The organism is Paracoccus sp. DMF-8 (assembly GCF_029309835.1).
Classification (GTDB): domain Bacteria; phylum Pseudomonadota; class Alphaproteobacteria; order Rhodobacterales; family Rhodobacteraceae; genus Paracoccus.
In genome coordinates this window covers 1-12,906 of the sequence record NZ_JARJHL010000014.1, presented here as the reverse complement: position 1 = coordinate 12,906, position 12,906 = coordinate 1, and the positions used below count along the sequence as shown (strand labels likewise).

Below are 12,906 nucleotides of genomic sequence, written 5' to 3'. Positions count from 1 at the left end.
CAGCAGCGACGCGGTGCTGGGCCGGGACACCCGCGCTATCGCCACCGTGATCGCCGTGCGCGCAGATGCGGGCGATCTGGTCCAGTCGCTGCGCAATCTCCAGCCCGACGCGGGCGTGCGCATGGCGGCCTCGGCCTTCGACGGCAAGCTGATCGCGCGCATGACCGCATCCGACGGCTGGCCCCTGCGCCGCACGCTGATCCGCCTGCTGGCGCTGCTGCGCCACCAACCGCTGCCCCGCGTGTGGCAGGCCTGAACCACCGGACCCAAGATGAACCTGACCCCCCGAGAAAAGGAAAAGCTGCTGGTCTCCGTCGCCGCCATGGTCGCGCGCGGCAGGCTGGCGCGCGGCGTCAAGCTGAACCACCCCGAGGCCGTGGCCCTGATCACCGATTTCATCACCGAAGGCGCGCGCGATGGTCGCAGCGTCGCCGACCTGATGGAACTGGGCGCCCATGTCATTACCGCCGACCAATGCATGCCCGGCATCCCCCGCATGATCCACGAGGTCCAGGTCGAGGCCACATTCCCCGACGGCACCAAGCTGGTCACCGTCCACCACCCCATCCGCTAAAGGCAAGCCCATGAACAGAAACACCATTTTCACGCTGACCCTTGTCGCAGCCCTGCCGTCGGTCGCGCTGGCCCATCCCGGCCATATCGGTGATGGCAATGTCTTTTCTCAGGGTTTCCAGCATCCGGATCGGCGGCTTCGATCGCGTGCTGGCGATGCTGGCGGTGGGTCTGTGGGCGGCGACGGCGGATGATCGCCGCGCGATCTGGGCGCTGCCGGTGACCTTTGTCGCGGCGATGTTCGCGGGCTTTGCGCTTGGCGCCCATCACATCCCCCTGCCCGCGGTCGAGCCGATGATCCTTGCCTCATCCATCCTGCTGGGGCTGGCGGTCGCGCTGGCGCTGCGGCCCGCGCTGTCCTTTGCCCTGCCGGTGGTCGCGGCCTTCGGCGCAATGCACGGCCATGCCCATGGTGCCGAAGGTCCGGCAAGCGGGTTGCTGGCCTATGCGGCGGGCCTTGGTCTGGCAACGATAGCGTTGCACATGGCGGGCATCGGCCTTGGCCGCCTTGGCGCGACACGCATCCTTGGCGGCGCGACCGCGCTGGCCGGGGTGGCGCTGGCGGTGGCCGCATGAGCCGCGATTTCACGCCCGGAGAGGTCTTTCCCGCCGCAGGCAACATCACCCTGAACGCGGGCACGCAGGCCATCACCCTGATGGTCGCCAATACCGGCGACCGCCCGATTCAGGTCGGCAGCCATTACCATTTCGCCGAAACCAACGCCGCCCTGCGTTTCGACCGCGATGCGGCGCGGGGGATGCGGCTGGATATCGCCTCGGGGACCGCTATCCGCTTTGAACCCGGCCAAAGCCGCGAGGTCCGGCTGATCTCTTACGCCGGCGCGCGCCGGGTCTATGGCTTCAACGCCGCTGTCATGGGGCCGCTGGACGGCGCCCCGGCGGGAAAGGGCTGAGCCATGGCGCTGACCATTTCCCGCGCGGACTACGCGCAGATGTTCGGCCCGACCACCGGCGACCGCGTCCGCCTGGGCGACACCGATATCATCATTCAGGTCGAACGCGACCTGACCATCTATGGCGAAGAGGTCAAGTTCGGCGGCGGCAAGACCATCCGCGACGGCATGGGCCAGTCCCAGATCACGCCGCGCCGATGGCGCGATCGGACACCGTCATCACCAACGCGCTGATCCTCGACCATGCGGGCATCTACAAGGCCGATGTCGGCCTGCGCGACGGTCGCATCGCGAAAATCGGCAAGGCGGGCAACCCCGACACCCAGCCCGGCGTCGATGTCATCATCGGCCCCGGCACCGAAATCATCGCCGCCGAGGGCCGCATCCTGACGGCGGGCGGGGTCGATACGCATATCCACTTCATCTGTCCGCAACAGGCCGAACATGCGCTGGCCTCTGGCGTGACGACGATGCTGGGCGGCGGCACCGGGCCTGCGCATGGCACACTGGCCACGACCTGCACGCCGGGTCCGTGGCATCTCGCGCGGATGCTGCAGGCCGTCGACAGCCTTGCCGATGAATTTCGGCATCGCGGGCAAGGGCAATGCCAGCTCTGCCCGAGGGCGCTCGAGGAACAGATCCGCGCCGGCGCCTGTGCGCTGAAACTGCACGAGGACTGGGGATCGACCCCGGCGGCCATCGACAACTGTCTGACCGTCGCCGACCGCATGGATGTGCAGGTGATGATCCACACCGACACCCTGAACGAAAGCGGTTTCGTCGAGAACACCCTTGCCGTGATCCGGGGCCGCACCATCCACGCCTATCACACCGAAGGCGCGGGCGGCGGTCATGCGCCCGATATCATCCGCGTGGTGGGCTCGCCAAACGTCATCCCGTCATCGACCAACCCAACGCGGCCATTCACCAAAAACACCATCGAAGAGCATCTGGACATGCTGATGGTCTGCCACCACCTCGACCGTCGCGTGCCCGAAGACGTCGCCTTTGCCGAAAGCCGCATCCGCCGCGAAACCATCGCCGCCGAAGATATCCTGCACGATCTGGGGCGTTTCTCGGTGATCTCCTCCGACAGTCAGGCCATGGGCCGGATCGGCGAGGTCATCATCCGCTGCCTGGCAGACCGCCCACAAGATGAAGCGTCCAGCGCGGCGCGGCTGCCGGAGGAGACCGGCGACAACGACAATCTGCGCGCCCGCCGCTATATCGCCAAATACACGATCAACCCGGCGATTGCGCATGGCCTGTCCCATGAGATCGGCCGCATCGCGGTCGGGCAAGCGCGCCGATCTGGTGCTGTGGGATCCGGCGTTTTTCGGCGCCAAGACCGAAATGGTGCTGATCGGCGGCATGATCGCCATGGCGAAGATGGGCGACCCGAACGGCTCGATCCCGGCGGAACCGTTCCACGCCCGGATGATGTGGGGGGCGATGGGACGGGCGCGACACGCGACCGGCCTGACATTTGTCAGCCGTGCCGCGCTGGATGCGGGCGCCTGCGCCGAGATGCTGAAAACCCCGGTCGCCGTGCGCTACACCCGCGACATCGGCAAATCCGACATGATGCTGAACGCCGCCACCCCGCAGATCGAGGTCGACCCCGAAACCTACGAGGTCCGCGCCGACGGCGTCCTGCTGACCTGCCAGCCGGCCGAAGAATTGCCGCTGGCCCAACGCTATTTCCTGTTCTGAAGGACCGCCGATGACCCTTGCGCCGCCATCTCGCTACTGCAATGCAGCATTGCCGGAATCGGTGGTGCTCAAATCCGCGCCGGATGCCTATGTCATGGCCATCAGGGAACATGGGGTTCCCGTGGGAAAATCAGATGGCACATCTTTCGACGAATACGCATATTCCGTTCCTCTCCTCGGTCGCTGCTTCGATCACTGCGGCGGTCCGGTCCTTCGTCGAGGCCAAGGAACGCGTCACCGAATACAAGCGTCTGGATCTGCGTTCGGACGACGAACTGGCCCGCATGGGCCTGACGCGGGGCAAGATCCTGTCCTATGTCATGCGCGACGAGCCGCGCCGCTAAGCACCGGCCATGACCGGCGGGGGGCGGCACCATGTTGAACCTGCCCCTTGCAGCCGGGCTTGCAACGCCCCGCGCGACGGAAATCCGTCGCGCCACGCCTGCCGATGATGCCGTGGTTCTGGATTACGAATCGCGCTTTCTGCGTCGCAGGCGCCTGACCAGCCGCACGGGCCTGTCCTTTCTGGTCGATCTTGCCCAGACAACCAGCCTTGATGCGGGCGATGCCTTTGTCCTTGATGATGGCCGCCTGATCGGCGTGCAATCGGCGGTCGAGCCCTGCCTGCGCGTCGAAGGCCCGCTGCCGCGCCTTGCACGGCATATCGGCAACCGCCACACCCCTTGCCAGATCGCCGCCGACCACCTGCTGATCCGCGCCGATCACGTTCTGGAAACCATGCTGCGCGGCCTTGGCGCCGGGGTCACGCCGACGATGGCGGCCTTCAACCCCGAAGGCGGCGCCTATGGCCATGGCCGGACCATGGGCCACGATCATGGCCACCCCTGACCCTTCGGTCTTCGCACCCGCGCGGCGCGACATCGACCGGCTGTCGCTGGTGCAATGGCTGTCGCCGTCCTTTCCGACCGGCGGCTTTGCCTTTTCCCATGGTCTGGAAACCGTGATCGCGGGCGGGTTGCGCGACGCGACAAGGATCGGCGATTGGGTCGGCGATGTGGTGACGCGGGGCGGTGGCTGGACCGATGCGGTGCTGCTGTCGCTGGCGCTGAAGGACGAAGACATCACCGAACTGGCGCTGATCGCCCGCGCCCTTGCCGGTTCCGCCGAACGCCTGACCGAAACGATGGATCAGGGCCGCGCCTTTGCCGCGACGATTTCGGCGATGAGCGGGCGCGACCTGCCCGCCCTGCCCCTGCCCCTTGCCGTGGGTCTGGCGGCGCGCGGCCTTGACCTGCCCATCCATGATATCACCGCCCATTACCTGCATGCCTTCGCCGCGAACCTGATCCTGGGCGCGACCCGTTTCGTGCCGCTTGGCCAAAGCCGTGGCCAGCGCCTGCTGGCGGGCCTGCATCCGACCATCGCCGAAACCGCGCGCCGCGCCGTCTTTGCCTCGGCCGACGACCTTGGTTCCGCCTGTTTCGGGGCCGAGCTTGCCGCGATGGAGCATGAAACGCTGGACATAAGGATTTTCCGGACATGAGCACGAACGGCCCCCTTCGCGTCGGCATCGGCGGCCCGGTCGGCGCGGGCAAGACGACGCTGACCGAACAACTGGCCCGCGCGCTGGCGCCGCGCCTGTCGATGGCCGTCGTCACCAATGACATCTACACGCGTGAGGATGCCGAGGCCCTGATGCGCGCGCAGGTCCTGCCCTTTGACCGCATCCGGGGGTCGAAACCGGCGGCTGCCCCCATACCGCGATCCGCGAGGATGCCAGCATCAATCTGGCCGCCATCGCCGAACTGACCGCCGCGATCCCGGATCTGGAACTGGTGCTGATCGAATCCGGCGGCGACAATCTGGCCGCGACCTTCAGCCCGGAACTGGCCGATCTGACGATCTATGTCATCGACACGGCGGCGGGTCAGGACATTCCGCGCAAACGCGGCCCCGGCCTTGCGCGTTCGGATCTGCTGGTGGTGAACAAGACCGATCTGGCCCCGCATGTCGGCGTCGATGTGGCGCTGCTGGAACGGGATACGACGGCGGCGCGCGCGGGCAGGCCCTTTGTCATGGCGCAGTTGCGACATGGCATCGGCGTGCAGGATGTCGTTGAATTTCTGATCGAACAGGGCGGTTTGCAGCCGCGCCCCTGACAGAGCAACGAAAGGGGGACGGTGGCAGCGCCTCACCTCATCAGGGAATGTTTACGCGATAGGTTTCCGGGACAGGTTTCCGGCAGAAGCTTTTCCGCATCTGTCGGTTTTCCGCAAGATATGCGCGCCCACTATACGACCGCAGATATGCGGCCCGCTTACAGCGCCGCGCCCGAAGCTCAAGCCGCGCGATGCAGCAAATCCGGCGTGAAATCCATCCGCGCCATCCCCTCACGCTCAAAGATGCAAAAGGAATTCGGCGCCAGTTCCTGCCAATCGGCCTCTTCCGGCTCCAGCGGCTCGGACACGACCGCATAGCCCGCGCGCGACTGCGACCAGCGGTAAAACAGGCTTGGCGCGTGATCGTCGCTGGCATAACGCAGGGCATACAGCCGTTCGCCATCCGAAAAGGCCGCGGCAATGCGCACATGCGGGGCCGATCCGCGTGCCTGCGCCAGCGCCTCGAACTCTGCCGTTGCCTGCGCCATCGCGGCCAGCGGATCGATATCCAGCCCCCGGCCAAGCGCCATCAGAAACAGCGCCTCGCTATCCGTGACGCCTTTGCGATGGTGATAGACATCTTCCGGGATCAGCATTTCGGCCGCGCGGCGGTAGCCGTCATAACCCCCGAACTGGCCATTATGCATGAAGGACCAGCGCCCCGCCGTGAAAGGGTGACAGTTCGTCCGGCTGGTCGAGGTCCCGGTCGAGGCGCGGACATGCGCCATGAACAGATGCGATTTCACCGTGGCCGTCAGGCTCAGCAGGTTCGGATCGCTCCACGCGGGCATGACATCGCGATACAGGCCCGGTTCCTCGCGCTCACCATACCAGGCGATGCCGAAACCATCGGCATTCACCGGCGTCAGGCAGCGCGTCGCCTCATGGCTTTGCCGGACAAGCGAATGGCCCGGACGGCTGACGATATCCTCAAGATAGATCGGTGCCCCGATATAGGCGGCCCAACGGCACATCACCTGCCCCTGCTTCACGTCTTTTGACCATGGCTAGCACGGAGTCCTTAAGGAATCATGCTATTTCGCAGACGGCTCGCTTTCCTCGACGATCACAAGATCGCGCTCGGCCGCACCTTGGGCATGAACCAGCGCCGCCTGATATTCGGGCGAATGGTAGCAGGCGACAGCCGCGTCAAAGCTGGGAAAGCGCGCAACGACATTGCGGGTCTTTTCCGTGCCCTCAAGCTGCTGATAGCGGCTGCCGCGCGCCAGAAAGACACCACCATGCGCCGCAATCGCAGGCCCGGCTTCCTTCGCGTAGCGGCCATAGGCTTCGGCGTCGGTTACATTGACATGGGCAATCCACAGGGCGGTCATGCGCGTTCTCCGATCAGGGCCTCGACGCTGGCGATGGCGGCATCGGCGGCCGCAAGGCTGGGGGCGCCACCCTGGGCACGGTCGGGGCGGCCGCCACCGCCCTTGCCGCCAAGCGCGACGGTCGCCGCCTGCACCAGATCGACCGCCGAAATCCGCGCGACCAGATCCGGGGTCACGCCCGCCGCGACGGTGGCCTTGCCATCCGCCTCGGCCAGAACGACCACGGCACCAGAGCCCAGTTTCGCCTTCATCTCATCGACCAGCGGGCCAAGCTCCTTGCCGGTCACGCCATCGACACGGCGCGCGACCAACTTGATCCCGTTGATCTCTTTCGGCGCCTCATCCGAACCGCCACCCATCGCCAGCTGACGCTTCAGCTGCGCGACCTCATTGGCCAGCGCCTTGCGTTCATCGGCCAAAGCGCGGACCTTACCCACCACATCGCCAGCCTGAGCCTTCAGAATGCCAGCAATTTCAGTCATTTCGCCATCGACACGACGCAAGGCCTCCATCGCGGCCTGACCGGTCAGCGCCTCGATCCGCCGGATCCCCGCAGCCGAGGCGGTTTCCGAGGTCAGCGCGAACATGCCGATATCGCCGGTGCGCCCGACATGGGTGCCGCCGCACAGTTCCAGCGAATAGGTCCGCCCCGCCTGCCCCTTGCCCGAGCCTTCCAGCTCGCCCATGGACACGACGCGCACCTCGTCGCCATATTTCTCGCCGAACAGCGCCCGGGCGCCAAGCGCGCGGGCATCGTCAGGCGTCATGATCCGGGTTTCGACCGGGGTATTCTGGCGGATGAAATCATTCACCTCGCGTTCGACCTGCGCGATTTCATCCGCCGACATCGCCTTGGTATGGCTGAAGTCGAAGCGCAGCCGATCCGGCGCATTCAGGCTGCCGCGCTGTGCGACATGTTCACCAAGCGCGCGGCGCAGCGCCTCATGCAGCAGATGCGTGGCCGAATGGTTCGCGCGAATGGCACCGCGACGGTCGTGATCGACCGACAGTTGCGCACCCTGACCACGGCTGATCTGACCCAGGGTCACCTCGGCGACATGGATGAACAGCCCGCTGACCTTTTTCGTATCGGTGACCCGCGCCGCGCCGGTTTCCGTCTTGATCAGCCCGGTATCGCCGACCTGACCACCGGATTCCGCATAAAACGGCGTCTGGTTGGCGACGATCTGAACGGTTTCCCCTTCGGTCGCGGCATCGACCGCCGCGCCGTCGCGGACCAGCGACAGGATCTGTCCTTCGGCCAGTTCAGTGTCATAGCCCAGAAATTCGGTCGCGCCATGCTGCTCGGCCAGGTCGAACCAGATCGTCGCATCCGCCGTTTCGCCCGAACCCGACCAGGCCGCGCGGGCCTTGGCCTTCTGCTCGGCCATGGCTTCGTCGAAACCCGCGACCTCGACCGCGCGGCCCTTTTCGCGCAGCGCATCCTGCGTCAGGTCCAACGGGAAACCGTAGGTGTCATACAGTTTGAAGGCCGCCGCGCCGGGCAGATCGGCACCGTCAGGCAGGCGCGACAGCTCATCGTCCAGCAGGCGCAGACCGCGATCCAGCGTCTGGCGGAACCGGCTTTCTTCCAGTTTCAGCGTTTCTTCGATCAGCGCCTGCGCGCGCCCCAGTTCGGGATAGGCCGTGCCCATCTGGCGCACCAGCGCCGGGACCAGCCGATACATGACCGGGTCCTTGGCGCCCAGCATATGGGCATGACGCATCGCGCGGCGCATGATCCGGCGCAGCACATAGCCGCGCCCCTCATTGCTGGGCATGACCCCGTCCGCAATCAGGAAACTGGTCGAGCGCAGGTGGTCGGCGATGACACGGTGATGCACCTTGCCCGGCCCGTCGGGGTCCGAACTGGTCGCATGGGCGCTGGCCTCGATCAGGCTGCGCATCAAGTCGGTGTCGTAATTGTCGTGCTTGCCCTGCAGCAGCGCGCCGATCCGCTCCAGCCCCATGCCGGTGTCGATCGACTGCATGTCCAGCGCCCGCATCGAGCCATCCTCGAACTGCTCGTTCTGCATGAAAACGAGGTTCCAGATTTCGATGAAACGGTCGCCATCCTCATCCGCCGAACCCGGAGGGCCGCCCCAGATATGGTCGCCGTGGTCAAAGAAAATCTCGGTGCAGGGGCCGCAGGGACCGGTCGGGCCCATGCGCCAGAAATTGTCATCGGTCGGAATGCGGATGATGCGGTCATCCGACAGGCCCGCGACCTTTTTCCAGATATCCGCCGCCTCGTCATCGGTATGGTAAACCGTGACCAGCAGCTTGTCTTTCGGAATGCCGAAATCCCTGGTCAGCAATTCCCAGGCAAAGGGGATCGCGTCGGATTTGAAATAATCGCCGAAGCTGAAATTCCCCAGCATTTCAAAGAAGGTATGATGCCGCGCGGTATAGCCGACATTGTCCAGATCGTTGTGCTTGCCGCCCGCGCGCACGCATTTCTGCGCGGTGGTTGCGCGGGTGTAGTCGCGATGCTCAACCCCGGTGAACAGGTTCTTGAACTGGACCATGCCCGAGTTCGTGAACATCAGCGTCGGGTCGTTGCGCGGCACCAACGGGCTCGAGTCAACGACCTGATGGCCGTTGCGCTTGAAGAAATCCAGGAAGGTGGAACGAATGTCGTTCAGGCTAGGCATTTCTGGCGATCCCGCTGATGGGCCTTGAACCGGCGCTGTCTTGATATGCAGGGGAATCCATTACCCCCCGGCGCGACCAGCGTAAAGGCGCAACCTTGCCGGTGATCGCCCGCGCCATCAAAAAGGGGCCCGAAAGGCCCCTTTTCCGCGTTGACGGTCACGATCATTCTTCGGTCAGGTCGTCGTTTTCTTCGTCGGACAGGCCAAAATCCAGACCGTGGCTGGCGCGGATCTTGTCCTCGATCGCATAGGCGATATCGGGGTTGTCGCGCAGATATTGCTTGGCATTTTCACGCCCCTGCCCGATCCGCTCATCCCCGTGCGAATACCAGGACCCCGATTTCTCGACGACGCCCGCCTTGACGCCCAGGTCCAGAAGCTCGCCGACCTTCGAAATACCCTCGCCATACATGATGTCGAATTCGACCTGACGGAAGGGCGGCGCGACCTTGTTCTTGACCACCTTGACCCTGGTCTGGTTGCCGACAACCTCGTCGCGGTCCTTGATCGAGCCGGTGCGGCGGATGTCCAGACGCACCGAAGCATAGAATTTCAGCGCATTGCCGCCGGTCGTGGTTTCGGGGTTGCCGAACATCACGCCGATCTTCATGCGGATCTGGTTGATGAAGATCACCATGCAGTTGCTGCGGCCGATGCTGGCGGTCAGCTTGCGCATCGCCTGGCTCATCAGGCGGGCCTGGCTGCCCATCTGCATATCGCCCATATCGCCCTCGATTTCCGATTTCGGCGTCAGCGCCGCCACCGAATCGACGACAACCAGGCTGACCGCACCCGAACGCACCAGCGTATCGACGATCTCCAGCGCCTGTTCCCCGGTGTCGGGCTGGCTGATCAGCAGTTCGTCCAGATTGACGCCAAGCCGCTTCGCGTATTGCGGATCCAGCGCATGTTCGGCATCGACAAAGGCGCAGACGCCGCCTTTTTTCTGTTCTTCGGCCACGACATGCAGCGTCAGCGTGGTCTTGCCCGAACTTTCCGGGCCGAAAATCTCGATGATGCGGCCCTTGGGCAGGCCGCCGATGCCTAGCGCGATATCCAGACCAAGCGAGCCGGTCGATGTCGCCTCGATCTCGGCCACCGGGTTGTCGGCGCCCAGCTTCATGATCGAGCCCTTGCCGAACTGCCGTTCGATCTGCGCCAATGCGCTGTCCAGCGCCTTTTGCTTATCTGCCGTTTTCTTGTCGTTCATGTCGAAAAGTGTTGCCCCTGCCATCTGTCCTCAACCTTATCTCACACCCCTTGGGTCGGGGCAATCTTGGTGAACGATGTATGTTCTAGTAATGTTCTTTTCGGGCCCTGTCCATCCTCTTTGCCGTCCCGCAGGATTTTTTGGCCTGATGAACTGCCCCTGAGGCTTCATTGTGAAGCAGGATGGTTAACAACTGGTTTACGCAGTAAAACACGCAAAAATACGGATCGAAAAAGCCGGTTGGGGACGATCTTGATGTTGATTTTCTTTGAAAAAGACCTTGTTTTTCTGGCGACACCCAAGGCCGGATCGACCGCCATCGAATCGGCGCTGGAGCCTTTGGCAAGCCTTGCGGTCATGCGCCCGCCCCATCTGAAACATTCCGATTACCGCAGCTTTCGGCAACATATCGCCCCCTGGCTGCAACCGTCGGGCCACCGCAAGCCGACCACGGTCGCGGTGATGCGCGAACCCATCGAATGGTTGCGAAGCTGGTATCGTTTTCGCATGCGCGATGATATCGAAGATCCTCTGCATGAAATGACCGGCGTCACCTTCACCGATTTCGTGCAGTCCTATATGTCTGCGGACGGGCGGATGCGCGCGCGGATCGGGACCCAATCCGATTTTCTGACCGATCAGGGTCAAAGCGTCGATTGCATTTTCCGCTACGAAGAAATGGAGGAGTTTACCGAATTCATGGAAGATCGGCTGGATTGCGTCCTGCATCTGCCGCGGGTCAACGTGCCCCCTTCCGTCGACGTTTCCCTGTCGCCCGAGCTGGAAGCGCGCCTTCGCGAATTCCTGGCCGAGGATGCGGCGCTTTATGATTCGCTTGCCGTTCCACGCGAGACCGTCACCGCGTAACCTGCCCGCCAGCAGCGCCAAAGCGCTCAGGCCCCCTCTGCGTTGCGACCATCAAGCTGCTTGCTGACCAGCGCCGTCAGATCGCTGAGCGAAAACGGCTTGGCCAGAAAGCTCGCCCCCGGGATCGGCGCGTTGCCATCGGCAAAAATATCTTCGGTATAGCCCGACATGAAGATCACGCGGGTCGCAGGTCGATCACGCAGCGCGGTGCGCACCCAGGCCGGCCCGTCCATGCCGGGCATCACCACATCGGTCACGAAGACGTCGATCATAAGGCGCTGATCGGAAAGGATCTCCAACGCTTCTTCCGCGCAGGATGCCTCATAGACCCTGCACCCTTGCAGTTGCAGCGCCCGAGAGGCGAAGGCGCGCACCGGCGCCTCATCCTCGACCAGCAGCACGGTGGGTTCGGCGGGTTCGGCGCGAACGGCGCTTGGCTTTGGCGCAGGCGCGGGATCGGCCTCGGCCACCTGTCCGATATGGGCGGGGAAATACAGGCTGAAACGGCTGCCCTCGCCCACGACACTGTCGCAGAAAATGTAGCCGCCTGTCTGCTTGACGATGCCATAGGCCGTCGACAGGCCAAGGCCCGTGCCCTCTCCCACGCGTTTGGTGGAGAAGAAAGGTTCGAACATCTTGTCCAGAACGTCGGGCGGGATGCCGCATCCCTGATCCTGGACAGCGACACAGACATAGTCACCCGGCGGCAGAATCGCCTGTTCATGGGTGTTGTTGCTGTCAAAATGCACATTCCCCGTCGTGATCGTGATATCACCGCCATCGACCATGGCATCCCGTGCATTCACCACGAGGTTCATGATCACCTGTTCCAACTGACGTTTATCCGCGCGGATCAGGTGCAGCTTGGGATCATGGTGAAAGGTCAGGACGATGCGTTCGCCGACCAGCCGGTTCAGCAGATGGGTCAAATCGGACAGCGAATCGCGCAGGTCGAGCATCTGCAGCTTCAGCTTCTGTTTGCGCGAAAATGCCAGCAACTGACCGACCAGGGCGGCGGCGCGATTGGCGTTCTGATTGATCTGTTCCAGATCCGCGTAATCCGGATCCCCCTTGTCATGGCGCAGCATCAAAAGATCGCAATGCCCGCTGATCGCCGTCAGCAGGTTATTGAAATCATGCGCGATTCCACCTGCAAGCTGGCCGATGGCCTGCATTTTCTGGCTTTGCGCAAACTGCGCCTCCAGCTTTTTCAGATCGCTGGCATCGGACAGAACGGCGGTCACGCCGGATTCTTCGCTGCGCCGAAGCGTGACCTGAACGAAATGCTCGGGACCGGCAGAGCGGCTGCGCAGAACCTCGGGTCCGCCGACAAGCCGTCCGGTCGCAACATCCGCCACCCAATCGCAGAGCGGGCGGCCCGGCCCCTCGAGCAAGGTCGCAAGCGATTTTCCGTCGATCTGGCCGCCCAACAGCTCCCTTGCCGCACTGTTGGCACGGACGATCACCCCGGCCGGGTCCAGCAGCAGCAAGGCCACGGGCAATTCATCGAAATGGTCTTGC

General features: G+C 64.0%; 13 protein-coding genes and 2 pseudogenes. 10 read left to right on the top strand and 5 right to left on the bottom strand.

The window, feature by feature from the left end:
* The first annotated feature begins 13 nt into the window (after positions 1-13).
* The 9 genes and pseudogenes from PE067_RS14240 to ureG all read left to right on the top strand — a co-directional run bounded on the left by PE067_RS14240 (position 14) and on the right by ureG (position 5,320).
* Entirely contained in the window at positions 14-256 is a 243-nt protein-coding gene (locus PE067_RS14240) for a hypothetical protein (protein WP_276190300.1), read from the top strand.
* Positions 257-271: 15 nt separating this feature from the next.
* Positions 272-574 carry an urease subunit gamma gene (locus tag PE067_RS14235; RefSeq protein ID WP_276190299.1) on the top strand — a complete coding sequence of 101 codons (303 nt, stop codon included), beginning with the start codon at positions 272-274 and terminating at the stop codon, positions 572-574.
* Between the two features lie 98 nt (positions 575-672).
* A complete protein-coding gene (locus PE067_RS14230) occupies positions 673-1,149 on the top strand; it encodes a HupE/UreJ family protein (protein WP_276190298.1) in 477 nt (158 codons plus the stop codon).
* The gene (locus PE067_RS14225; RefSeq protein WP_276190297.1) at positions 1,146-1,487 is read left to right on the top strand and encodes an urease subunit beta; all 342 of its coding nucleotides are present in this window, start codon (positions 1,146-1,148) and stop codon (positions 1,485-1,487) included. The genes PE067_RS14230 and PE067_RS14225 overlap by 4 nt, the downstream gene beginning before the upstream one ends.
* Positions 1,488-1,490: 3 nt before the next feature.
* A pseudogene (gene ureC / locus PE067_RS14220) lies at positions 1,491-3,200 on the top strand (urease subunit alpha).
* 134 nt (positions 3,201-3,334) lie between these two features.
* A complete protein-coding gene (locus PE067_RS14215) occupies positions 3,335-3,544 on the top strand; it encodes a hypothetical protein (protein WP_276190296.1) in 210 nt (69 codons plus the stop codon).
* Positions 3,545-3,575: 31 nt separating this feature from the next.
* On the top strand, positions 3,576-4,049 hold the full coding sequence (locus tag PE067_RS14210) for an urease accessory protein UreE (protein ID WP_276190295.1): 474 nt from the start codon (positions 3,576-3,578) through the stop codon (positions 4,047-4,049).
* Entirely contained in the window at positions 4,036-4,704 is a 669-nt protein-coding gene (locus PE067_RS14205; protein ID WP_276190766.1) for an urease accessory UreF family protein, read from the top strand. The genes PE067_RS14210 and PE067_RS14205 overlap by 14 nt, the downstream gene beginning before the upstream one ends.
* Positions 4,701-5,320: pseudogene (gene ureG / locus PE067_RS14200) on the top strand (urease accessory protein UreG). The gene PE067_RS14205 and the pseudogene ureG overlap by 4 nt, the downstream one beginning before the upstream one ends.
* A 179-nt stretch (positions 5,321-5,499) precedes the next feature.
* On the opposite strand, the gene PE067_RS14195 reads toward ureG, so the two are convergent.
* From PE067_RS14195 to recA, 4 genes are all read right to left on the bottom strand, one after another.
* Positions 5,500-6,294, bottom strand: a complete 795-nt coding sequence (locus tag PE067_RS14195) for a class II glutamine amidotransferase (RefSeq protein ID WP_276190765.1) — start codon at positions 6,292-6,294, stop codon at positions 5,500-5,502.
* Positions 6,295-6,354: 60 nt separating this feature from the next.
* On the bottom strand, positions 6,355-6,654 hold the full coding sequence (locus tag PE067_RS14190; protein ID WP_276190294.1) for a DUF1330 domain-containing protein: 300 nt from the start codon (positions 6,652-6,654) through the stop codon (positions 6,355-6,357).
* A complete protein-coding gene (gene alaS, locus PE067_RS14185; RefSeq protein WP_276190293.1) occupies positions 6,651-9,308 on the bottom strand; it encodes an alanine--tRNA ligase in 2,658 nt (885 codons plus the stop codon). Before alaS ends, PE067_RS14190 begins: the two co-directional genes overlap by 4 nt.
* 163 nt (positions 9,309-9,471) lie before the next feature.
* Complete coding sequence (gene recA, locus PE067_RS14180; RefSeq protein WP_276190292.1) at positions 9,472-10,542, bottom strand: recombinase RecA; 1,071 nt, start codon at positions 10,540-10,542, stop codon at positions 9,472-9,474.
* A 231-nt stretch (positions 10,543-10,773) separates the two neighbouring features.
* Between recA and PE067_RS14175 the strand changes: the two genes are divergently transcribed.
* Complete coding sequence (locus PE067_RS14175; RefSeq protein WP_276190291.1) at positions 10,774-11,385, top strand: sulfotransferase family 2 domain-containing protein; 612 nt, start codon at positions 10,774-10,776, stop codon at positions 11,383-11,385.
* A gap of 26 nt (positions 11,386-11,411) precedes the next feature.
* Here PE067_RS14175 and PE067_RS14170 read toward each other — a convergent pair.
* A partial coding sequence (locus PE067_RS14170; RefSeq protein WP_276190290.1) for an ATP-binding protein occupies positions 11,412-12,906 on the bottom strand: 1,495 nt, incomplete at its 5' end.